The organism is Haemophilus sp. HMSC061E01 (genome assembly GCF_001810345.1).
Classification (GTDB): Bacteria; Pseudomonadota; Gammaproteobacteria; order Enterobacterales; family Pasteurellaceae; genus Haemophilus_D.
Genome location: NZ_KV801005.1, coordinates 36085 through 58145, shown reverse-complemented (window position 1 = coordinate 58145; position 22061 = coordinate 36085). Strand labels below are relative to the sequence as shown.

19 protein-coding genes are annotated in these 22061 nt (G+C 39.7%); 12 read left to right on the top strand and 7 right to left on the bottom strand.

Annotated features, from left to right (window positions below):
* Positions 1-112: 112 nt before the first annotated feature.
* The 7 genes from HMPREF2732_RS03680 to HMPREF2732_RS03650 all read left to right on the top strand — a co-directional run bounded on the left by HMPREF2732_RS03680 (position 113) and on the right by HMPREF2732_RS03650 (position 8938).
* Positions 113-2515, top strand: coding sequence for a DNA internalization-related competence protein ComEC/Rec2 (locus HMPREF2732_RS03680; RefSeq protein ID WP_070591249.1), 2403 nt, complete (start codon positions 113-115; stop codon positions 2513-2515).
* Positions 2516-2565: 50 nt separating this feature from the next.
* Positions 2566-4314 carry a lipid A ABC transporter ATP-binding protein/permease MsbA gene (msbA, locus tag HMPREF2732_RS03675; protein WP_070591245.1) on the top strand — a complete coding sequence of 583 codons (1749 nt, stop codon included), beginning with the start codon at positions 2566-2568 and terminating at the stop codon, positions 4312-4314.
* Between the two features lie 53 nt (positions 4315-4367).
* A complete protein-coding gene (lpxK, locus tag HMPREF2732_RS03670) occupies positions 4368-5348 on the top strand; it encodes a tetraacyldisaccharide 4'-kinase (protein WP_070591242.1) in 981 nt (326 codons plus the stop codon).
* An 18-nt stretch (positions 5349-5366) separates the two neighbouring features.
* Positions 5367-5546 carry a Trm112 family protein gene (locus HMPREF2732_RS03665; RefSeq protein WP_005696424.1) on the top strand — a complete coding sequence of 60 codons (180 nt, stop codon included), beginning with the start codon at positions 5367-5369 and terminating at the stop codon, positions 5544-5546.
* A gap of 9 nt (positions 5547-5555) precedes the next feature.
* The gene (kdsB, locus tag HMPREF2732_RS03660; protein WP_070591240.1) at positions 5556-6314 is read left to right on the top strand and encodes a 3-deoxy-manno-octulosonate cytidylyltransferase; all 759 of its coding nucleotides are present in this window, start codon (positions 5556-5558) and stop codon (positions 6312-6314) included.
* A gap of 9 nt (positions 6315-6323) precedes the next feature.
* Positions 6324-8150, top strand: coding sequence for an excinuclease ABC subunit UvrC (gene uvrC, locus HMPREF2732_RS03655; RefSeq protein WP_070591238.1), 1827 nt, complete (start codon positions 6324-6326; stop codon positions 8148-8150).
* Positions 8151-8218: 68 nt separating this feature from the next.
* A complete protein-coding gene (locus HMPREF2732_RS03650; protein WP_070591234.1) occupies positions 8219-8938 on the top strand; it encodes a TerC family protein in 720 nt (239 codons plus the stop codon).
* Between the two features lie 37 nt (positions 8939-8975).
* Here the strand turns inward: HMPREF2732_RS03650 and HMPREF2732_RS03645 are convergent, their stop codons facing one another.
* The 3 genes from HMPREF2732_RS03645 to HMPREF2732_RS03635 all read right to left on the bottom strand — a co-directional run bounded on the left by HMPREF2732_RS03645 (position 8976) and on the right by HMPREF2732_RS03635 (position 12648).
* The gene (locus HMPREF2732_RS03645; RefSeq protein WP_070591231.1) at positions 8976-10028 is read right to left on the bottom strand and encodes an ABC transporter ATP-binding protein; all 1053 of its coding nucleotides are present in this window, start codon (positions 10026-10028) and stop codon (positions 8976-8978) included.
* A gap of 12 nt (positions 10029-10040) precedes the next feature.
* Positions 10041-11561: an ABC transporter permease gene (locus tag HMPREF2732_RS03640; protein ID WP_070591229.1), complete on the bottom strand. Its 1521-nt coding sequence runs from the start codon at positions 11559-11561 to the stop codon at positions 10041-10043.
* Between the two features lie 88 nt (positions 11562-11649).
* Positions 11650-12648: an iron ABC transporter substrate-binding protein gene (locus HMPREF2732_RS03635; protein WP_049365385.1), complete on the bottom strand. Its 999-nt coding sequence runs from the start codon at positions 12646-12648 to the stop codon at positions 11650-11652.
* Between the two features lie 206 nt (positions 12649-12854).
* Between HMPREF2732_RS03635 and gshAB the strand changes: the two genes are divergently transcribed.
* The 4 genes from gshAB (at position 12855) to HMPREF2732_RS03615 (ending at position 17585) form a co-directional block, all read left to right on the top strand.
* Complete coding sequence (gshAB, locus tag HMPREF2732_RS03630; RefSeq protein WP_070591226.1) at positions 12855-15128, top strand: bifunctional glutamate--cysteine ligase GshA/glutathione synthetase GshB; 2274 nt, start codon at positions 12855-12857, stop codon at positions 15126-15128.
* Positions 15129-15226: 98 nt separating this feature from the next.
* Positions 15227-16315, top strand: coding sequence for a PhoH family protein (locus HMPREF2732_RS03625; RefSeq protein WP_070591223.1), 1089 nt, complete (start codon positions 15227-15229; stop codon positions 16313-16315).
* A 1-nt stretch (position 16316) separates the two neighbouring features.
* Positions 16317-16781, top strand: coding sequence for an rRNA maturation RNase YbeY (gene ybeY, locus HMPREF2732_RS03620; RefSeq protein ID WP_070591221.1), 465 nt, complete (start codon positions 16317-16319; stop codon positions 16779-16781).
* A gap of 18 nt (positions 16782-16799) precedes the next feature.
* Positions 16800-17585 (top strand): Cof-type HAD-IIB family hydrolase, encoded by a 786-nt coding sequence (locus tag HMPREF2732_RS03615; protein WP_070591219.1) that lies wholly within the window; start codon positions 16800-16802, stop codon positions 17583-17585.
* Between the two features lie 40 nt (positions 17586-17625).
* Here HMPREF2732_RS03615 and hisC read toward each other — a convergent pair whose 3' ends face one another.
* Both hisC and serC read right to left on the bottom strand, forming a co-directional pair.
* On the bottom strand, positions 17626-18729 hold the full coding sequence (hisC, locus tag HMPREF2732_RS03610) for a histidinol-phosphate transaminase (protein ID WP_070591215.1): 1104 nt from the start codon (positions 18727-18729) through the stop codon (positions 17626-17628).
* Between the two features lie 64 nt (positions 18730-18793).
* Positions 18794-19876, bottom strand: coding sequence for a 3-phosphoserine/phosphohydroxythreonine transaminase (gene serC / locus HMPREF2732_RS03605; protein WP_065243376.1), 1083 nt, complete (start codon positions 19874-19876; stop codon positions 18794-18796).
* Positions 19877-20054: 178 nt separating this feature from the next.
* Between serC and HMPREF2732_RS03600 the strand changes: the two genes are divergently transcribed.
* Complete coding sequence (locus tag HMPREF2732_RS03600; protein WP_070591213.1) at positions 20055-20405, top strand: DUF496 family protein; 351 nt, start codon at positions 20055-20057, stop codon at positions 20403-20405.
* Between the two features lie 75 nt (positions 20406-20480).
* Here HMPREF2732_RS03600 and HMPREF2732_RS03595 read toward each other — a convergent pair whose 3' ends face one another.
* Together HMPREF2732_RS03595 and rsmC are read right to left on the bottom strand one after the other, a co-directional pair.
* Positions 20481-20978 carry a YbhB/YbcL family Raf kinase inhibitor-like protein gene (locus tag HMPREF2732_RS03595; RefSeq protein WP_005696405.1) on the bottom strand — a complete coding sequence of 166 codons (498 nt, stop codon included), beginning with the start codon at positions 20976-20978 and terminating at the stop codon, positions 20481-20483.
* 10 nt (positions 20979-20988) lie between these two features.
* Entirely contained in the window at positions 20989-21981 is a 993-nt protein-coding gene (gene rsmC / locus HMPREF2732_RS03590) for a 16S rRNA (guanine(1207)-N(2))-methyltransferase RsmC (RefSeq protein WP_070591211.1), read from the bottom strand.
* Between the last annotated feature and the right edge of the window lie 80 nt (positions 21982-22061).

Genomic DNA, 22061 nt, shown 5'->3' with positions numbered 1-22061 from the left:
GCCTAGAAATTTCAAATTTGCGATCGTGATCGCAAAAAACGGTATGCTCATTTGCTTATCTGTGAGGTTAAGGCTAGTTTGCCTTACTTTCTCGCTATAAATCACACTTAAAATGAAAATCACGCTATTTCAACTGTGCATGATGCTCATTGTCTCAGCCTTGTCCTTGCTTGTCGTGCCCGATTTTTTACTGTTCACTTGGCAACAGGCAGGGCTGAGCATTTTAATGTTGGTTATGACCGCACTTTGTTTCCATTGGTTCAATTATTTTAAAGCCAGAAATTTTTGCATAAGTAGTATCTTGTTTTTGATTACTTTGGCTTATGCACATTCACCAGCTTTATCGTTATTGGGACAAGCAGAGAAAATTTCAAGTTTACCGAATAAAATTACCTTAGATCTCCACATCTCAGAAATTCTTCATCAGCAAGATTATCAAACGTTGGTTGCGACAAGCTCTTTATTTGATGGAAAAGAACAACGGATTTTTATTAATTGGAAAGCGCCGGAAAAGCCACAACTCGGCGAAGTTTGGCGGGGTGATGTAAAACTTCGACCTGTTTCTGCAAGACTTAATCATGGGGGATTTGATCGACAACAATGGTATTTTTCAAAAAGGATTATTGCCGTTGGAAATGTGAAAAGTGCGGTCAAAATTGGTGATGATTTTTCTTACCGCACATATTTTCTACAGACTAGCCTCAAGCAAACAGAGGGGCTTTCTTTGCAAGGCTTGCTTATTGCATTGGCATTTGGTGAGCGGGCTTGGCTGGATAATAAAACGTGGTTGATTTATCAACAAACGAATACAGCACATTTGATTGCGATTTCAGGGCTCCATATTGGTTTAGCAATGGGGATAGGCTTTTTCTTTGCTCGATTCTTGCAATTCGTACTGCCTACGCGCTTTATTTCACCCTGGTTTCCACTTTGCTTTGGTGTGTTGATTGCCTTAGGTTATGCCTATTTAGCCGGATTTAGTTTACCGACTTTCCGTGCAATGATGGCGTTGCTTTTTATTGCAATCCTTCAATGTTCTCGACGATATTACACGCCTTCGAAAATGCTTTGTTTAGTGGTGGCATTTTTGTTGTTTTGCGATCCGATTATGCCACTTTCGGTGAGCCTTTGGCTTTCAGTTGGTGCTGTTACTTGTTTGATTGTGTGGTACCGATATGTTCCCTTATCGATCTTTGAATGGCGACATCAAAAATTATCCCGCAAAGTGCGGTTGATTTTGGGCTTGTTTCATTTGCAGTTCGGGCTTCTAATTTTATTCACACCTATTCAGCTTTTCTTTTTTAATGGCTTTGCGTTAAATGGATTTTTGGCGAATTTAATCGCCGTGCCCTTGTATAGTTTCTTACTGGTACCCTTGATTCTTTTTGCGGTGTTAACGAATGGCGCATTTTCTTCTTGGCCTCTTTCAAATGCGATTGCTCAAGGTATTACGCAATGCCTCAGTTTTTTCCAGGGCTCGTATATGCCAATTTCGATGAATTTATCCCTCGTTTTGACTGCACTTTTAAGCTTTGTTTTTGGCAGCATGTTATGTGGATTGTATTTTGCATCTCAAACTCAAACAAAAAATACACCGTTAAAATCAAGTCGATTTTTTACATTAAATTACACAAAAATCTTATCGCCAAAAGCTTATAAGCAAGCTCTTTTAGGCGTTATTCTTATTTTTAGTGTTTGTATGAGTACGCTAGGGTATCGATATTTTACGAAACCCAAATGGCAGTTAGATACGTTAGATGTTGGTCAAGGTTTAGCAACCTTAATTGTAAAAGAAGGGAAAGGCGTGTTGTATGATACGGGCCCAGCTTGGCAGAGTGGAACAGGGGGCTCTTCCATGGCGGAATTGGAAATATTGCCTTATCTTCAACGGGAAGGGATTGAACTTGAAACCTTGATTTTAAGCCATGATGATAATGACCATTCAGGCGGTGCTAAAACGATTTTAACCGCATACCCAGAGATTGAGCTGATTACACCTTCTCGCAAAAGCTATGGCGAAATGCACCGCACTTTTTGTCTTCAGGGGAAACAATGGCAGTGGCGAGGGCTTGATTTTAAAGTTCTTTCACCAACGCAAATAACAGATAGGGCGGAGAATCCCCAATCTTGCGTGATTTTATTCACGGATGGACAGTATCAGATTCTGTTAACCGGTGATGCGGATGTGGCAACAGAAAGATCTTTTGCTGAAAACCTCGGCAAAATTAACGTGTTACAGGTGGGACATCATGGTAGTAAAACTTCAACTGGAGAAATTTTACTAGCACAGACAAAACCGGATATAGCCTTAATTTCAAGTGGACGATGGAATGCGTGGAATTTTCCTCATCCAACCGTGATTGAACGATTAAATCGTTATCAAAGTGCGGTCGAAAATACGGCTATTTCAGGTCATATAAGGTTAAATTTTACTGAAAAGGGCATTGAAATTGAAAAGGCGAGAGGAGATTTTTTACCTTGGTTTGTCCGTGTAATTGGATTATCCACAAAATAACAGGTACAATGCAGCCAATTTTTTTAAGATAACATGATGTAAGACAAGCTATGCAAGATAAAGATTTTTCAACTACACAAACTTTTAAGCGTTTATGGCCGATGATTTCACCTTTTAAATCAGGTTTGTTAGTCGCTGCCTTTGCTTTAATTTTTAATGCTTTGGCTGATTCAGGTTTGATTTATCTGCTTAAGCCTTTGCTCGATGACGGTTTTGGTAAAGCCGATCATTCTTTCTTGAAAATGATGGCGTTTGTTGTAGTTGGCATGATTATATTGCGTGGTGTGACTAACTTTATTTCTAGCTATTGCTTGGCGTGGGTATCCGGTAAAGTAGTGATGATTATGCGCCGCCGTTTGTTTAAACATTTAATGTTTATGCCAGTGAGCTTTTTTGATCGTAATTCAACAGGCAAATTGCTTTCTCGTATTACCTATGATTCAGAAATGATAGCGAACTCTTCATCTAGCTCATTAGTGACGATTGTTCGCGAAGGAGCCTATTTAATTTCGTTGCTTGTTGTGATGCTCTATACCAGTTGGGAATTAACACTTGTACTTTTCGTGATTGGCCCGATTATTGCAGTGCTGATTCGCATGGTGTCTAAGATTTTTCGTAAGCTCAGTAAAAATATGCAAGACTCTATGGGGGAATTAACCTCTGCAACGGAACAAATGCTAAAAGGGCATAAAGTGGTACTTTCTTTTGGTGGGCAATTAGTGGAAGAAGAGCGTTTCGATAAAGTCAGTAACGATATGCGTCGTAAAGGTATGAAGATGGTGACTGCCGATGCGATTTCAGATCCTGTTGTGCAAGTGATTGCCTCTTTAGCGTTAGCTGCGGTACTTTATTTGGCGACCACGCCTTTAATTGCTGATCATAATTTAACAGCGGGTTCTTTTACGGTGGTTTTTTCTTCCATGTTAGCGATGATGCGTCCGTTAAAATCTTTGACGAATGTGAACTCACAATTCCAACGCGGTATGGCGGCTTGTCAGACATTATTTGCGATCTTAGATTTGGAAACAGAGAAAGATAATGGCACGTATAAAGCCGAACCCGCAAAAGGTGATTTAGAATTTAAAAATGTGAGTTTTGCTTATGATGGTAAGGAAGAAAAAGCCTTAAATAATATCTCTTTCTATGTGCCCGCAGGCAAAACTGTGGCATTAGTGGGGCGCTCAGGTTCGGGGAAATCAACGATTGCCAATTTGGTGACGCGTTTCTACGATATTGACGAAGGCGAGATTTTATTAGATGGCGTGAGAATTCAAGATTATCGTTTATCTAATTTACGTGAGAATTGCTCTGTTGTTTCTCAACAAGTGCATTTATTTAACGATACGATTGCCAATAATATTGCTTACGCAGCAGAAAATAAATACACGCGTGAAGAAATTATCGAAGCAGCAAAAGCAGCTTATGCCCTAGAGTTTATCGAGAAACTTCCACAAGGTTTTGATACCGTTATTGGTGAGAATGGTGCAACTCTTTCAGGTGGTCAACGTCAGCGTTTAGCGATTGCTCGTGCATTACTACGTAATTCACCAGTTTTAATTTTAGATGAAGCCACATCGGCATTAGATACAGAATCTGAACGAGCGATTCAGTCTGCATTAGAAGAGCTGAAAAAAGATCGTACAGTATTGGTGATTGCCCATCGTTTATCAACCATTGAAAATGCCGATGAAATCTTAGTCATTGAACACGGTGAAATTAAAGAGCGTGGTACACATCAAGATTTATTAGCGCTTGATGGTGCGTATAAACAATTACACAGTATGCAGTTTAGCGGCTAAAATAATAAGGGCGAACCAATGTGTTCGCCCAAAATCAATATAGGATAAATGAAATGCCTTTTTGGTACTCTAATTCAAAGCTTGCTTGGTTGCTTCTTCCTTTTTCACTGCTATTTTGGTTGATTAGCCAAATTCGCCGAGCACTATTTTCTCTGAATATCTTATCCTCTTATAAATCCCCGAAACCAGTCATTATTGTCGGCAATCTTTCTGTTGGTGGAAATGGTAAAACCCCTGTTGTTGTCTGGTTAGTTGAAGAGTTGCAAAAACAAGGATTGCGTGTAGGCGTGATTTCTCGTGGCTATGGTAGCCAATCTAAAACCTATCCTTTACTTGTTACACCAGAAACAGATCCCGTTCAAGGTGGCGATGAACCTGTTTTAATTGCCAAAAGAACAGGTGTGCCTGTTGTGATCTCACCGAATCGTCAACAAGCTATTGAATTACTTTTGAAAACACAGGATTGCGATCTGATTATTTCGGATGATGGATTACAACATTATAAGTTGCAACGTGACATTGAAATTGTTGTGATGGACGCAGAACGCGCTTTAGGGAACGGATTTGTGCTACCAGCAGGGCCTTTGCGTGAATTGCCAAGTCGTTTAAAAAATGTGGACTTTGTGATTACTAATGGCGGAAAAAATGCTTATTCTGATGCCATAATGCAATTGGTTCCTCATTACGCAATTAATTTAGTGACGGCAGAAAAACGCTTGTTAAGTGAATTTACTCAAGGTTCAGCCATCGCAGGAATTGGCAATCCTCAACGTTTTTTTACGATGTTGGAAAATTTAAATATTCGTTTAGAAAATACGAAAGCTTTTCAAGATCATCAACATTTTGAGCCGCAATTATTAGAAAAACTCGCTGAAAACCAACCGCTCTTTATGACCGAAAAGGACGCAGTAAAATGCCAAGCTTTTGCTAAAGAGAATTGGTGGTATGTCCCCGTTGATGCGGAGATTGTTGAGGCTGAAAACCAAGGTCAAAAACTTCCACAATTGTGGGAAAAAATTCGTCATTTGATGTAAACCCTATTCGAGTGAAATATGCGTGAGAAACTCAATCCTCGATTATTAGAAGTGATCGCTTGTCCGAGATGTTTGGCAAGATTGAAATACGATCAAGAAAATCAACGGCTCATTTGCCCTTTTGAGCAAGTGGCGTATCCTATTGAAAACGGCGTGCCGGTATTGTTGGCAGAAAAAGCCGAAACATTGAAAGAATAAGGAATGATTATGTCATTTACAGTTATTATCCCTGCTCGTTTTGCATCGAGCCGCTTACCGGGTAAACCTTTAGCTGATATTGCCGGTAAACCCATGATTCAACATGTTTTTGAAAAAGCTCAACAATCAGGCGCAAGTCGAGTGATTATCGCGACAGATAACGAACAAGTTGAAAAAGCAGCAAAAGCTTTTGGGGCTGAAGTTTGTATGACATCAGAAGCACATAATTCTGGTACAGAGCGTTTAGCGGAAGTGGTAAGTAAGCTTGGTATTGCTGATGATGAAATTATTGTAAACATTCAAGGGGATGAACCGTTAATTCCGCCTGTTATTGTGAGCCAAGTGGCAGAGAATTTAGCGAAATTTAACGTGAATATGGCAACGCTTGCGGTAAAAATTCATGAAGCGGAAGAGTTATTTAATCCAAATGCCGTGAAAGTCATCACTGATAAAGACGGCTATGTGTTGTATTTTTCCCGTTCAGTAATCCCTTACGATCGTGATCAATTTATGCAATTAGCGGATACCTCAAAGGCACAACTGGCTGATGCGTATCTTCGTCATATCGGTATTTATGCTTACCGTGCGGGATTTATTAAACAATATGTGCAATGGGCACCAACACAATTAGAAAACTTAGAGAAGTTAGAGCAGCTCCGTGTATTATGGTACGGTGAGCGTATTCACGTGGAATTGGCGAAAGAAGTGCCTGCTGTTGGTGTTGATACGGCTGAAGATTTAGAAAAAGTGCGGTCAATTTTGGCATAGTTTTTACTGATGTTTGATTCCAAGAAGTTTCTCTCAGACGTTTCTCATGAACCTGGTGTTTATCGTATGTATGACGATAAAGATCAGGTTATTTATGTGGGCAAAGCGAAAGATCTCAAAAAGCGCCTTTCCAGCTACTTCCGAAAAAACTTAAGCAGCAAAAAAACAGAAGCCTTGGTGTCGTCAATTCATCATATTGATACGACGATTACTTCTTCAGAAACTGAAGCGTTGTTGCTAGAGCACAACTTCATTAAACTTTATCAGCCTCGTTATAACGTATTATTGCGAGATGATAAATCCTATCCTTTTATTTTATTGACGAAAGAACGTCATCCTCGTATTACTTCTTATCGCGGAACGAAAAAAATAGCAGGCGAGTATTTCGGGCCTTATCCTCATGCGGGGGCAGTGCGTGAAACCTTGTCGTTAATGCAAAAATTATTCCCTGTTCGTCAATGTGAAAATTCGGTTTATAACAATCGTTCCCGTCCTTGTTTGCAATATCAAATCGGACGTTGCTCAGCACCTTGTGTGCCAGGTTATGTGACAGATGAAGAATATAACCAACAAGTGGAATTAGCGCGATTATTTTTGCAAGGAAAAGATCAGCAAGTATTAGATTACCTCATTGGCAAAATGGAACAGGCGAGCCGAGACTTGGATTTTGAAGGGGCGGCACGCTATCGTGATCAAATTCAAGCCGTTCGTGCAGTTATCGAAAAACAATTTGTTTCCAATGAGCGTTTGGACGACATGGATATTATGTCCATTGCGTATCAGCACGGTTTAGCTTGTGTTCAGGTAATGTTTATTCGTCAAGGTAAAGTATTAGGCAATCGCAGTTATTTTCCGAAAGTGCCCGCTAATACAGATTTATCCGAATTAACGGCAACGTTTGTTGGGCAGTTCTATTTGCAAGGTCATCAGGGCAGAAGTATTCCTAATAGTATTATTGTGGATCATAAACTAGATGAAAAAGCGGAGCTTGAGGCTTTATTAACTGAACAAGCCGGCCGAAAAGTGGTGATACAAGAATCCGCTAAAGGCGATAAAGGCAAGTATTTGCAGTTGGCACAAATTAATGCCAAAGCGGCTTTAGCGACTCAACTTAAACAATCTTCCAGAATGCATGAACGTTATCAGGCGCTTTGTGAATTGCTCGATATGCCTGAAATTAAACGCATGGAATGTTTTGATATTAGTCATACGATGGGTAATCAAACCGTGGCATCTTGCGTGGTATTTAATCAAGAAGGCCCGCTGAAATCAGACTACCGCCGTTTTAATATTGACGGTATTACGGGGGGCGATGACTATGCTGCGATGGAGCAAGCCTTAAAGAAACGCTACGACCGCGATCTTGATGAAGATAAAATTCCCGATATTATTTTTATTGATGGTGGTAAAGGGCAGCTTAATCGTGCCTTAGAGGTTTTTCATCAGCTCAATGTAAAATGGGATAAAAATCGACCGCACTTAATTGGTGTGGCAAAAGGTGTCGATCGTCGAGCGGGACAAGAGGTGTTGATTATCAGCAAACAAGATCGTGAGATTCATTTGCCGGATGATAGCCTTGCCCTGCATTTAATCCAACATATTCGAGATGAAAGTCACAATCATGCGATTAGCGGTCATCGTCAAAAACGCCAAAAAGCCTTTACCCAAAGTGGATTGGAAACCATTGAAGGGGTAGGCGCTAAACGACGCCAAGCCTTGTTGAAATATTTAGGTGGATTGCAAGGTGTCAAAAATGCCACGTTGGATGAAATCGCCTCTGTACCTGGTATTTCTAAAGCGTTAGCAGAAAAGATTTTCGAGACCTTAAAAAGTTAGGAAAAATCTTGATTTTCTACGCGAACTGTCTATGATTCAACCTTTCGGATTTTATATAGGAACACATTATGTTTGAATGGCTTGTTGATCCTGAAGCATGGATTTCATTGCTCACTTTGACCGCACTTGAAATTGTCTTGGGTATCGATAACATTATTTTTATTAGTATTTTAGTGGGACGTTTACCTGCGAATCAACGTCAATCTGGTCGTATTATCGGTCTTGGATTAGCGATGATTACCCGTATTTTACTTCTTGTTTCCCTTTCTTGGATGATGAAATTAACGGAACCACTGTTCACTTTAGTCGGTCAGGAAATTTCAGGTCGTGATTTGATTTTATTCCTTGGGGGTTTATTCCTGATTGTGAAAAGTACAGGCGAAATTAAAGAAGCGATGCATCCTGAAGCACATCATGAAGAAGAGAATAACAAGAAGAAAGTCAGTTATTTGGGTGTATTAATCCAAATTGCGATTTTAGATATTGTATTTTCTTTAGACTCAGTGATCACAGCCGTAGGGATGGCAAATCACCTTCCAGTGATGATCTTAGCAATTATGATTGCAGTAGGTGTGATGATGTTTGCGGCGAAACCAATTGGTGATTTTGTTGATACCCATCCAACATTGAAGATTTTAGCCTTAGCATTCCTAATTTTAGTTGGAGTAAGTTTAATGGCTGAAAGTTTGGATATCCATATTCCAAAAGGCTACATTTACTTTGCAATGGGCTTCTCAGCAGTAGTTGAAATGCTCAACATCAAAATGCGAAAATCACTTGGTCATTAAATCATATAAAAAGGCGGAACAATGTGTTCCGCCTTTTTTAATCATTATAGAACACGCCTTTTCCATATAAATACAGGGTGACTTGTTCTCCAATTTGGTAATGATTAATGAGATCTTCATTAAGATTAAATTCATAACCGCCGACATCAATACAAAGATTAATAGCGCGTCCTCTCGATTCAATCCGTTTAATCTCACCTTTAAAAGACGCAGTCGGATCTTGGATTTTTTTTGCAAGAGAGAATTGCTCAGGGCGGAATAAAACCTTCCCTTGCGTATGACCATTTCCTTTATTTTCGACAGCGACCTCACCTAATTGACAGGTCGCGATAGCATCATTTTTTAATGTTGTAGGGAAAATAATACTTTCTCCGATAAATGTGGCGATGGATAAATGCTGCGGTGACCAATACAGTGTTTTAGGTGTCGCAATTTGGAGGATTCTTCCTTCTTGAATCACCGCAATTTTATCTGCATAACAGAGCGCTTCATCACGATCATGGGTCACAAATATAGCGGATGAGCCACTTTCTCTTAATACTTGTAACATATCGTAACGAATTTGATTTCTTAGATGCTCATCTAATGCACTGAATGGCTCATCAAACAGGATGAGTTCAGGGCTTGGTGCGAGGGCTCGAGCAAGTGCAACACGCTGTTGTTGCCCGCCTGAAAGCTGATGAGGAAAACGATCAGCTAAGCTGCTAATGCCGGTTAGTTTCATTACTTCCTGTATGCGTTGTTTTTCCGCCTCTGTTTTTCCTTTGCCATCTCCTAAGCCATAAGCAATGTTGCGGTAAACATTTAAATGGGGGAATAACACACCTTCTTGTACCACATAACCTAATTTGCGCTGTTGGGTTGGCACATTGATATTGTCGTTAAAAATAGGTTGATTTTTTAACCAAATCTCACCGCTTGTTGGTTGTTCAAAACCAGCAATGCTACGCAATAAGGTGGTTTTCCCACAACCAGATGCACCAAGAAGAAACAAAATTTCACCTTTCTCTAATTGTAGCGAGATATTGTGTAAAACCTGTTGTCCATTAAAGGATTTATTCAAATTTTTAATATCGAGTAATGTTGTCATTTTATCTTTTCGTTATTTAAAACCGTATCGTTTCAGTAAAAATACAGGAATCCCGGAAAATAGCACTAACATAATGGCATAAGGCGTGGCTGCCGCATATTGTGCATCGGATGTATATTCCCACACTGCGGTTGAAAGCGTTTTAATATCATTCGGTGTGAGTAATAGGGTTGCGGTGAGCTCTTTCATTAAGTTTAAAAAAACTAAAGCAAATGCGGCAGCAATTCCAGGTAACATAGCGGGGATGACTAAGGTACGGAAAATATAAAAGTTGCTACGGCCTAAACTTTGTCCCACCTTTTCGATGTTATCAGACATCTGTTCAAGCGATCCTCGTAAGGTCGTTTGTGCCATTGGAAGATAAAGCATAAAGTAGGCGACCACAACCATAGCAAAGGTTTGATAAAGGGAATACGCATAGTTGATGGTAAAGAAAACTAACGATAATGCGATCACGAGCCCTGGTACTGCATGAAGTAGATAAGGGATGCGATCAAGCCAAATCGTCAATTTACTGCGATAGCGTACTGCCGCCCATACTAATGGTAAGGCACAAATAACGGTAAGCGCAGCACCCAGTGTTGATATGGTGAGTGAGTTTGTGAAAGCGGTAAAAAATTCCCCAAAATCGACCGCACTTTCAATGGAATTTCCTACTTTTAGCCAATAAATCAGCATGGTAATCGGCACTCCAATACTGAGCACAAAAATGGTTGTAAAGAAACTCACGACTAAAATTTGTTTTCCAACAGAGAGCGTTTTTAATGGATAGGGGCGTATTACGCCTTTGCCGCTTTGATAGAGTGTTTGTGTGCCTCTAAAACGAATTTCGCCCATCACCACAAGGATACAAATGACCATTAACACACCAGAAAGTAAGGCAGCGGTATTGTTATTAAAGGCCATTTCATATTCTTGGAAAATGGCGGTGGTGAAAGTTTGGTAATTTAAAATGGATACCGCACCGAACTCCACTAACATATGAAGGGCAATTAATAATACGCTACTGCCGATAGCGGGTTTGAGTTGCGGGAAAATCGCATGCCAAAATGTGTAAGCCTGGCTTTTCGCCAGTGAAAGACTCACTTCTTCTAAAGATCGGTCGAGTCTTTTTAAAGTTGCTGCCACAGGAAGATAAGCGAGTGGGAAAGAACTCAGCGTCATAATGCCGATAGTTCCCCATAAGCCCTCTACTCTAAAGGTGAGACTGATCCAGGTAAAACAGCTGACAAAGGCAGGAATACAAAGCGGAAGCGTCATGGCAACTTGGAAAAAGCCTTTTCCACAAAAGCGATAACGTTCTAATAAAAACGCACATAGTGTGCCGAGAATAATGGCAAAAAGCGTGACAAATACCATTAAAAGTAGGGTATTACTGAGCAGTTCCCACATTCTTGGGCGCCAAAGTAATTCAATGCTGCGAGCTAATCCAACATCTGCAGCTCGTTCAATAACATACAAAAAAGGGAGTAATAATGGCAAACTAATCAGCACGATTAAGGCAACAAGCCAGCGAGGAGGGCGATTAGACACAAAAAATCCTTTGAAAGTATTAGTGTAGAGTAAATAACAGAAGGGCGTGTATTACACGCCCTATATTGCATAGCATAGCAAATTAAACTTATTTCAAACCAGCTTCTTCAATAAGTTTGTTTGCATTGTCTTTGTCTTCAGAAGTGGTTGCCGAAACAACAGGCGCTTCTAATTTTGCATAAGGTTCCATGTTAAATGGAGAAACCACATCGGTACGAAGTGGGTATTCTGCACGTACTGAAACAAACGCTTCTTGTCCTTCTTTACTTGCTAAGAAATCAACGAATTTTTTCGCTTCTTCTTTATTTTTAGAACCTTTTAATACAGCTGCACCAGAATAGGTCACTAATGCACCTGGATCTTGATGACGAATGAAGTAAAGACGTGTTTTGAGGTTATCAGCACCTTTTTCTTTTGCAAGTGCATACCAGTAATAGTTGTTAATTAACGCTGCTGGTACTTCGCCATTTTCAACGGCTTGAAGGGCAACGCTGTTTTTTGCATAAAGTTTACCGTTTTCTTTCAAACCTTTTAACCATTTAAGTGCCGCATCTTTACCTTTTAATTTAGTAATCGCAACAACTTGCTCTAAGAATGCACCTGAAGTCGGAACATAACCAATTTTGTCTTTCCATTTTGGTGTTGCATAATCTAACACGGATTTTTCCATGTCTTTTTCAGATAATTTGGTGTGATCATAAACCACAACACGAGAACGGCCGCTTAATGCGATCCAGTCTTTTTTCGGTGCAACAGGCACACCTTTGTGTGCAGTTTGTTTAATGGTGTCTGCTGAAAGCGGTTCTAACAAACCCGCATCAGAGAGTGCTGCGAAAGGTGCAGTTTGTTCGGAATAGAATACATCTGCAGGGGTTTTATCTCCCTCTTCTTTCAATTGGCCCGCAAGTTGATCGCTTTTCGCACTGTTTAAGGTCACTTTAATGCCCGTTGCTTTTGTAAACGCATCGGCAACGGCTTTTGCACCTTCTTTATGTTGTCCGTTGTAAACGGTAATATCTGCAGAAGCGAAGCCTGCAAATGCCATTAAGCCGGTAAGGGCTGCAATTTGGAAATGCTTAATTTTCATGAAAACTCCTTTATGTGATTGGACAAATTGTCCATTTTTCTAAAAATAAGAATCGTCCCATTCTAATAATCTATAATAGATAATGCAAATAATTCTCAGATATTTTTCTCTTATATCAAAATTTCATATTCCATTCTATTTTCTTACTTCGCTCTACGTTGTTTTTTCTCCATAATGTCAGGTGGAAATTTCTAATAAGGACGGATATGAATATTCAGCAAATCATTAAACAACATCACCTAGAGCTCTTATTTCAGCAAGGGTCATTTGGGATTGAAAAGGAAAGTCAACGGGTGCATGCAGATGGTTCAATAGTGACATCATTGCACCCCAAAGCTTTTGGTAATCGTCGTTTCCACCCTTACATTCAAACAGATTTTGCAGAAAGTCAGTTGGAATTGGTGACTCCCCCAATGAAAAAATTAGAGGATACATTACGGTGGCTTTCAGCTATTCATGAAGTAACTCTGCGAACTTTACCAGAGGATGAATTTATTTTTCCATTCAGTATGCCTGCAGGGTTACCGCCAGAAGAGCAAATTAAGGTTGCACAATTAGATAATCAGGAAGATGTGGCTTATCGTGAGCATTTAGTCCAGTCTTACGGTAAATATAAGCAAATGGTCAGCGGTATTCATTACAATTTTCAAATTGATCCTAAGTTTATTGATGCCTTATTTCATGCACAAAATGAAACACAAAGTGCGGTTGATTTTCAAAATGATTTTTACCTAAAAATAGCAAAAAACTTCTTACGCTATCAATGGATTCTGCTTTATCTGTTTTCTGCGACACCGACGGTAGAGGAAAAATATTTCAGAGACAATTCCCCCCTTAAACCGCATCAATATGTGCGGAGTTTACGTTCAGGGAAATATGGTTATGTGAATGATCCAAAGATCTCTGTCTCTTATGACAGTTTGCAAGAGTATGTTGAGACGTTAGAACGTTGGGTGAAATCGGGTGATTTGATTGCGGAAAAAGAGTTTTACTCAAGTGTACGTTTGCGTGGTGCTAAAAAAGCGCGAGATTTACTTGAAAAAGGAATCCAATACTTGGAATTCCGTTTGTTTGATCTCAATCCGTTTGCACCTTATGGAATGGAACTTGCTGATGCGAAATTCATTCATTATTTTATTTTGTTAATGGCATGGCTTGATGATACCGCTGATCAAGAAGGCATTAAATTAGGTAAAGCACGTCTTGCTGAAGTGGCATGGGAAGACCCAAGAGAACTGAGTGTTTATGCGGTAGAAGGGGAATTAGTCCTCCTTGAAATGCTCAAAATGCTTGAGCAACTCAATGTGAGTGATGAGATTAAAACGATTGTTAAAGACAAATTAGGGCAATTTGCGGATCCAAACCAAACGCTTTGTGCGAAAGTAGTCGCGGCAATTGAACAGGTTGGCAGTTACCAACAGTTAGGGGCGGATATCGCGCAATCCAATAAAGCAAAAGCCTTTGAACGTTTTTATGCATTAAGTGCGTTTGATAATATGGAACTGTCCACACAGGCGTTATTGTTTGATGCAATTAAAAAAGGATTAAAGATTGAGATTTTAGATGAACGCGATCAATTTATCAGTCTTCAATTTGGCGATCATTTGGAATATGTCAAAAACGGTAATATGACTTCTCACGATAGCTATATTTCTCCACTCATCATGGAAAATAAAGTAGTGACGAAGAAAGTCTTAGCAAAAGCCGGATTTAATGTACCGCAAAGTATCGAGTTTACCGATGTGAAAAGTGCGGTAGAAAATTTCCCACTTTTTGAGAATCGAGCCGTCGTGATTAAGCCAAAATCAACGAATTTTGGTTTAGGGATCAGTATTTTCCAACAAAGTGTAACGAATAGAGAAGATTTTGCAAAAGCAGTAGAAATTGCTTTCCGTGAAGATAAAGAAATCATGGTTGAAGATTATCTACAAGGCACCGAATATCGTTTCTTTGTGCTGGGTGATCAAACCTTAGCCGTCTTATTACGCGTTCCAGCAAATGTCATTGGAGATGGTGTACATACCGTCGCTGAATTAGTTGCGGATAAAAATGATCATCCTTTACGGGGTGATGGCAGTCGTACACCATTGAAAAAAATTGCATTAGGGGATATTGAGCAGTTGCAGCTTAAGGAACAAGGTTTAACCGTGGATTCTATTCCAGCGAAAGATCAACTTGTCCAATTACGTGCGAATTCCAATATTAGTACAGGCGGCGATTCTATTGATATGACAGATGAAATGCATGCCAGTTACAAAGAAATTGCGGTAGGGATTAGCAAGGCAATGGGGGCGGCAGTTTGTGGCGTAGATTTAATTATTCCTGATTTGAAACAGCCGGCAGAACCGAGTTTACGTTCGTGGGGTGTGATTGAGGCAAACTTTAATCCTATGATGATGATGCATATTTTTCCATTTAGTGGACAATCTCGACGATTGACAATGAATGTGATTAAGATGCTTTTCCCTGAATTGCCTTAATTTGGTTATCGGGCTTCATCAGTTGGTGAAGCCCGTTTTACATTCATCGTAATTAGGCTAAAATGGAGACAGTATTCACCATTCTAAAACGAAATTTAATGACAACTTTTACCCTCGAGCCTCAAGAAAATGATCGTCTGCAATCTCTTTGTGGTGCATTCGATGAAAATATCAAACTGATTGAAAAAGAATTTAACCTCAATATTTCTCGCAATAACTTCACTTTTACCGTGAAATCAAATGATGAAAATCCCAAATCTCACCATGAACAATTAATTGATCGTGCGGCTAAATTAATCCAAACATTATATGTGGAGACTGCACCAATTAAAGGGAAAGTGAAAGAACTTGATTTAGAAGATGTGCATATTGCCTTGCAAGAGAGCAGAATGTTATCGCAAGCGGGAAGTGAGTCACGTAGTGAAAATCACGTCTATAGCACCACAATTAAAACCAAGCGTGGTTTGATTAAACCGCGTGGTGAAAATCAAATTCAATATTTACATAATATTCTTACGCACGATATTAGTTTTGGGATTGGCCCCGCTGGTACAGGGAAAACCTTTTTAGCCGTAGCAGCGGCAGTTGAAGCATTAGAACGCCAAGAAATTCGTCGCATTTTGCTGACTCGTCCTGCGGTGGAAGCTGGCGAAAAATTAGGTTTCCTACCGGGTGATTTAGGCCAAAAAATTGAACCTTATTTACGACCACTTTATGATGCGTTATTTGAAATGTTAGGCTTCGAACGCGTACAAAAATTGATGGAGCGTAATGTGATTGAAATCGCGCCATTAGCTTATATGCGTGGGCGTACACTCAATGATAGCTTTATCATTCTAGATGAAAGCCAAAATACGACGGTCGAACAAATGAAAATGTTTTTGACCCGTATTGGTTTTAATTCTAAAGCCGTGATTACAGGGGATGTAACCCAAATCGATTTACCGCGCAGCACCAAATCGGGTTTACGTCACGCCATGGAAGTGTTAAGCAAAGTGTCAGAGTTAAGCTTTAACTATTTTGAGAGTAAAGATATTGTACGACATCCTGTGGTGGCAAAAGTGGTACAAGCTTACGAAGAATGGGAAGCCCAAGATGAAATCCGCCGTCAAGAAATCGCTGCGCAGCGTCGAGCTGAACGTGAGCAAAAAGTGCGGTTAGAAAATGAAACGAATTTAGGAGAATAATATGGGCAATATGATTATAGATCTGCAATTGGCGAGCGAAAATACAGAAGGCTTGCCGTCAGAAGAGCAAATCCTACAATGGGCAACCGCCGCAGTGCAACCAGAAAGTGATAATGTCGAAATGACGGTACGCATTGTAGATGAAGCAGAAAGTCATGACTTGAATTTGACTTATCGTGGAAAAGATCGTCCAACCAATGTGTTGTCTTTCCCTTTTGAATGTCCTGACGAAGTGGAATTACCGCTGTTGGGCGATTTGGTGATTTGTCGCCAGGTAGTAGAACGCGAAGCTATCGAGCAAGAAAAGCCTTTAATGGCACATTGGGCGCATATGATTGTGCATGGTAGCTTACATTTGCTGGGTTACGATCACATTGACGATGATGAAGCCGAAGAAATGGAAAGTTTAGAAACTGAAATTATGCAGGGGTTGGGCTTTGCTGACCCTTACCTTTCAGAAAAATAATGACGATTTGGAGCAATTATGTATAAAGCCGTATTCAGTGATTTTGATGGTACCTTATTAACTTCTGATCATCGAATTTCGCCTAAAACCTTAGACGCAATTCAACGCATTACCAAACAAGGTATTCCATTTACACCAATCTCTGCGCGTTCGCCGCTTGGTATTTGGCCTTATGCGAAACTCATTGAAAATTACAACATCATTGTGGCATTTAGTGGAGCCTTAATTTTAGATAAAAACGCTAAGCCTATTTATTCAGTACAAATTGATCCTGCTGATATTCAAGCCATTAATCAAGTATTAGCAGACCATCCTGCGTTGGGTGTGAATTATTATACTTATGATGATTGCGTTGCTAGAGATTTAGATAATAAATGGGTGATTTATGAACGTAGCGTAACGGGCATCCAGATCGATCCTTATGATGAAAGTGCGGTTTATTCTCCGCATAAAATTCAAATCATTGGAGAAACGGATGAGGTGATTAGCATTGAGAAAATCCTAAAAGAGAAATTCCCGCATTTAAGTATTTGCCGTTCTCATGCGAATTTCCTTGAAGTGATGCATAAATCCGCGACAAAAGGCAATGCAGTACGTTTTCTCGAAGATTACTTTCATGTGAAGATGGAAGAATGTGTTGCTTTCGGTGATAACTTTAACGATTTAGATATGCTAGAAAGCGTAGGATTAGGCGTTGCAATGGGCAATGCACCCGATGAAATTAAACAAGCCGCAAATCGTGTCACGGCTTCGCATAATGATGATGGAATTGCATTGATATTGAATGAGATTTTCCCTGAATAAATAAAAAGGCGCTTTCTAGTTAAAAGAAAGCGCCTTATTTTTATTTTCCTAAATTCAGCACTTTAACAAGTGCAGTAAAAAATTTGTCATTTTCTTGTGGTAAGCCAATGCTGATGCGTAAGTGATTTGGCATGCCATAACCTGCAATTGGGCGTACAATCACGCCTTCACGTAATAATGCATCATAAATTGGTGCGGCAGGCTGTTTAAAATCAATGGTAATAAAGTTACCTTTAGACGGAATAAAGTCTAAGCCATATTGTTGACAGAAGGCTTCATAACGTTTCATTTCTTGGCGATTATTCTCCGCCACTTTTTCGACAAAAGCATCATCATTCATCACTGCAATCGCGCTAGTTAAAGCGAGACTGTTACAATTAAATGGCTGACGAACACGGTTTAATAAATCTGCAATTTCAGGATTAGAGACCGCGTAGCCAATGCGTAAACCTGCCAAACCATAAGCTTTTGATAGAGAGCGTGAAACGATAAGGTTCGGGTATTTTTCCAGTAATGCAAAAGAATTAACGCGTTCGCTTGGATGAGTAAATTCAGTATACGCTTCATCTAATACCACAATCACATTTTCAGGGACTTTGGCTAAGAAAGCATCTAATTCTGCTTCCGTTAAGAAATTCCCCGTTGGGTTGTTTGGATTGGCAATAAAAATCAGTTTGGTTTTATCTGAAAGTGCGGTCAAAAATCCGTTTAAATCATGTCCCCAATCTTTAGCAGGGATTTCTTTAGCGACGGCGTTAATAGCTTTGGTCACTAAAGGGTAAACAATAAAGGCATATTGTGAATAAATCACTTCATCATGCTCAGCCGCAAAGGTATGAGCAAAGAGCTCTAATAAATCGTTAGAACCATTGCCAAGGGTGATTTGGTTTGGTTGCACACCAAATTTTTTTGCAATAGTTGCTTTAAGTTCAAAACCATTCGCATCAGGATAGCGAGTTAAATGATCAAGTTGGGCTTGAATGGCTTTTTTCGCACTTTCAGTAAAGCCGAAAGGGTTTTCATTTGAGGCCAGTTTAACGATATCAGTAATGCCTAATTCACGTTCGAGTTCTTCGATGGGTTTTCCGGCTTGGTAAGGTGAAAGAGATTTTACGCCTTGATTGGCAACGTTGATGTATTGCATATGCTTTCCTTATAAAGACGAGCGGGCCTTTCAGCCCGCACGTTGAGTTTAATGAATCAGATAACTAGCTGTTTTCAGCTTCAAATTTTTTCATGAATTCAATGAGCGCTTGTACACCTTCTAATGGCATTGCATTGTAGATAGATGCACGCATACCACCTAACACTTTGTGACCTTTTAAGGCTTGAAGACCGGCAGCTGTCGATTCTGCAACAAATTTAGCATCAAGTTCAGGATTGCCTGTCACAAATGTGACATTCATGGTTGAACGGTTTTCTTTAGCCACTACGTTACGATAGAGTTTGCTGCTATCAATGTAATCATAAAGGGTTTGTGCTTTCACTGCGTTACGTTTTGCAATTTCTTTTAAGCCACCAATCGCTTGAATGTGTTTGAAGACCAATGAACAGAGATACCAAGCAAATGTTGGTGGAGTATTGATCATAGAATCAGCATCACGTTGTGTGGCGTAATTCCAAATTGATGGTGTCGCTTGGCGAGCATGACCAATTAAATCATCGCGAATAATCACAAGTGTAATCCCTGCTGGACCAAGATTTTTTTGTGCACCCGCGTAAATGACACCGAATTTGCTAATGTCAATTTCGCGAGAGAGCACATTAGATGACATATCGGCTACAAGTACCGCATTACCCACATTCGGTACATCAAAAATTTCAACACCACTGATGGTTTCATTTGGACAATAGTGAACGTAATCGTATTGTTCCGCAATGTCGCTGAAATCAAGGTTGGTAATGCGAGTGTGATCACCATTTTCCACAATGGTAATTTCATCAATTTCAGCAAAGTTACGCGCTTCTTTCGCTGCAGTTGCAGACCAGTGACCGCTATTTAAGTAAAGTGCTTTGCCTTTCTCACCAATTAGGTTCATCGGTAATGCCGCAAATTGACCACGTGCGCCACCTTGTAGGAATAACACGCGATAATTATCTGGAATGTTATATACCTCGCGCAGATCTTTTTCTGCTTGAGTAATCAATTCCATAAAATATTTGCCACGGTGGCTGACTTCCATCACAGACACACCTTGACCAAGCCAGTTAGTTAGCTCAGCTTGTGCTTTGTGTAGTACCTCAGGGAAAATCATGGCTGGACCAGCACTAAAATTAAAAACTTTTGACATTGTGTTTCCTTATTTTATTTTGAATAGATTCTTCATTTTTACCACTACCGAATAGGATAATCAACTAAATCAAACAGTTTTTTGATCTAATCCATCAATTTAAATTTAAGCTTTTGACGGGGACGAAAAAAAAGGCTACATTACCCGAAGTTTATTTTTAACTTTGAGAGAGTCGATCATGGGAAATGTAAATAAATCCTTCCAAGAAGTATTAGAGTATGTGCGTTTATATCGTTTAAAAAATAAACTTAAGCGTGACATTGAAGACAACAACCGTAAAATTCGTGATAACCAAAAACGTGTCTTATTGTTAGATAACTTAAATCAATATATTCGTGATGATATGAGCATTGAAGATGTTCGTGCGATTATCGAAAATATGCGTGATGATTATGAAGGCCGTGTGGATGAGTACAACATTCGCAATGCGGAACTTTCTACTTTACGCCGTGAAACGAGCAATAAGATGAAAGAACAGAAAAAAGCACACGCGAAATTAGTGCAAGACGCGAATAAAATCACGTTATAAAATCCTAAAAGAAATGACCGACTTTGTTGAAGTGCGGTCATTTTTTATGGTGTTTTTAGGATGAACTATAAGTGATTAAACATCATAAGTGCCCATCACCACAGCTTGATCTAAAATATGCCCTTGCATCGCAAAATGTAGATCATTAAAACGGAATCCCGGTTTAAGGTTAAGTTTGGTATCGAGCGCATACACAATAAGCTCGTAACGATGCAAGCAGTTTGGTGGCGCCATACCACCATAGAATGAGGCTTCTTCGATATCAAATTGACCTAATTTACTCGCCCAAGTATTTGCACCTTGTACATAATCTGTTGCGGTTTGGCTTTCATTTTCTTGGATAACGGTACGTTCAAGATCCGCAATAAGCCAATGAATCCACACAAAGCCACTTGCCGTAATTGCATCTTTATCTTCTAAGACAACCGCAAAGGATTTAGTGCCTTGAGGGGCATCGTGAATTTCAAATGGAATAGAGTAGGTCGGCATACCATTTGGGCTAAATTGTGTGCCGCGTTTGCCATATTTGTCTTCAAAAGCACCATTTTGAATGGCTGAACTGGTTACAAACATTGTTTTCTCCTTAATTTCTCACGGAATACACTTTAAATTTGGTGGTTTGAGCAAGGACTTCAAATTTACCGAAATGTTGCGCTAATAAATCGGGATAGGGCAGAAATGCATTAGCAACAATACGAAGTTCACCACCGGCCGTCAAATGCCATTTTGCTTGTTGAATAAGTTCTTTCACTGCACGATAAGCAGTATCGACTCCATCGTGGAAAGGCGGGTTTGAAATGATCAGATCAAATTTCCCTTCAATATGGGAAAACACATCGCTTGCAATAACCCGGCCTTCAAGTTGATTTTCAGCAAGCGTTTGGCGAGCAGATTGAATTGCCATTGCATGAATATCAGTCATTGTGACATCCGCTTTAGGGTGATGTTTTTTGATCATTGAACCAATGACACCCGCACCACAACCAACGTCTAATACTTTGCCTTGAATTGGTGACGTTAAAGTGGAAAGTAGAAGTGACGTTCCATTATCAAGTTCATTGGCACTGAATACACCCGGCAAGCTGAAAATACGGAGATCGCCTAATGCATCATTTTGGTAGCATTTCCAATAAGATTGAAGGTCAAAGTGCGGTTGTTTTTGTAAGGAAAAATGATATAAGCCACAACGACGCGCTGAATCGATTTTGCCAATTTCACCATAAGGTTCAAACAGTTTTTCAGCTGAACGGACGCCACAACGATTTTCACCGATAATCAATACTTCTTGACCAATTTTACTTTTGGCGAGTAGTTGCATCAGCTGAAAATTCACTTCTTGTTTATTCTTCGTCCAATAATAAATAATCAAATCAGCTTGCGGTTGAAATTCAACCTCAAAATTGACCGCACTTTGGGTTTTAGCATAATCAAAATACCAGCTCCAAATCTGCACAGATTGGCAATGTTTTTTCAATATTTGAGGAAAATCATCATTAATGCCACCGGTAAGAAGAATTGATTTACCGTTAAAAAGGGGAAGGTGGCGTTGTAAAACTTCGCTTTCGAGAGAAATCACGCTTTAAATCCTGTGGGTTATTGGTTAAAATTACGTGTTATTCTAACAAAAGATAACGATTTAAACGTATTTATTAAGGA

What these genes read in the sequence shown, in the direction of transcription:
- HMPREF2732_RS03680 (WP_070591249.1), top strand. Translation starts at nt 113, where the DNA reads ATGAAAATCACGCTATTTCAACTGTGCATGATGCTCATTGTCTCAGCC.
- msbA (WP_070591245.1), top strand. Translation starts at nt 2,566, where the DNA reads ATGCAAGATAAAGATTTTTCAACTACACAAACTTTTAAGCGTTTATGG.
- lpxK (WP_070591242.1), top strand. Translation starts at nt 4,368, where the DNA reads ATGCCTTTTTGGTACTCTAATTCAAAGCTTGCTTGGTTGCTTCTTCCT.
- HMPREF2732_RS03665 (WP_005696424.1), top strand. Translation starts at nt 5,367, where the DNA reads ATGCGTGAGAAACTCAATCCTCGATTATTAGAAGTGATCGCTTGTCCG.
- kdsB (WP_070591240.1), top strand. Translation starts at nt 5,556, where the DNA reads ATGTCATTTACAGTTATTATCCCTGCTCGTTTTGCATCGAGCCGCTTA.
- uvrC (WP_070591238.1), top strand. Translation starts at nt 6,324, where the DNA reads ATGTTTGATTCCAAGAAGTTTCTCTCAGACGTTTCTCATGAACCTGGT.
- HMPREF2732_RS03650 (WP_070591234.1), top strand. Translation starts at nt 8,219, where the DNA reads ATGTTTGAATGGCTTGTTGATCCTGAAGCATGGATTTCATTGCTCACT.
- HMPREF2732_RS03645 (WP_070591231.1), bottom strand. Translation starts at nt 10,028, where the DNA reads ATGACAACATTACTCGATATTAAAAATTTGAATAAATCCTTTAATGGA.
- HMPREF2732_RS03635 (WP_049365385.1), bottom strand. Translation starts at nt 12,648, where the DNA reads ATGAAAATTAAGCATTTCCAAATTGCAGCCCTTACCGGCTTAATGGCA.
- gshAB (WP_070591226.1), top strand. Translation starts at nt 12,855, where the DNA reads ATGAATATTCAGCAAATCATTAAACAACATCACCTAGAGCTCTTATTT.
- HMPREF2732_RS03625 (WP_070591223.1), top strand. Translation starts at nt 15,227, where the DNA reads ATGACAACTTTTACCCTCGAGCCTCAAGAAAATGATCGTCTGCAATCT.
- ybeY (WP_070591221.1), top strand. Translation starts at nt 16,317, where the DNA reads ATGGGCAATATGATTATAGATCTGCAATTGGCGAGCGAAAATACAGAA.
- HMPREF2732_RS03615 (WP_070591219.1), top strand. Translation starts at nt 16,800, where the DNA reads ATGTATAAAGCCGTATTCAGTGATTTTGATGGTACCTTATTAACTTCT.
- hisC (WP_070591215.1), bottom strand. Translation starts at nt 18,729, where the DNA reads ATGCAATACATCAACGTTGCCAATCAAGGCGTAAAATCTCTTTCACCT.
- serC (WP_065243376.1), bottom strand. Translation starts at nt 19,876, where the DNA reads ATGTCAAAAGTTTTTAATTTTAGTGCTGGTCCAGCCATGATTTTCCCT.
- HMPREF2732_RS03600 (WP_070591213.1), top strand. Translation starts at nt 20,055, where the DNA reads ATGGGAAATGTAAATAAATCCTTCCAAGAAGTATTAGAGTATGTGCGT.
- HMPREF2732_RS03595 (WP_005696405.1), bottom strand. Translation starts at nt 20,978, where the DNA reads ATGTTTGTAACCAGTTCAGCCATTCAAAATGGTGCTTTTGAAGACAAA.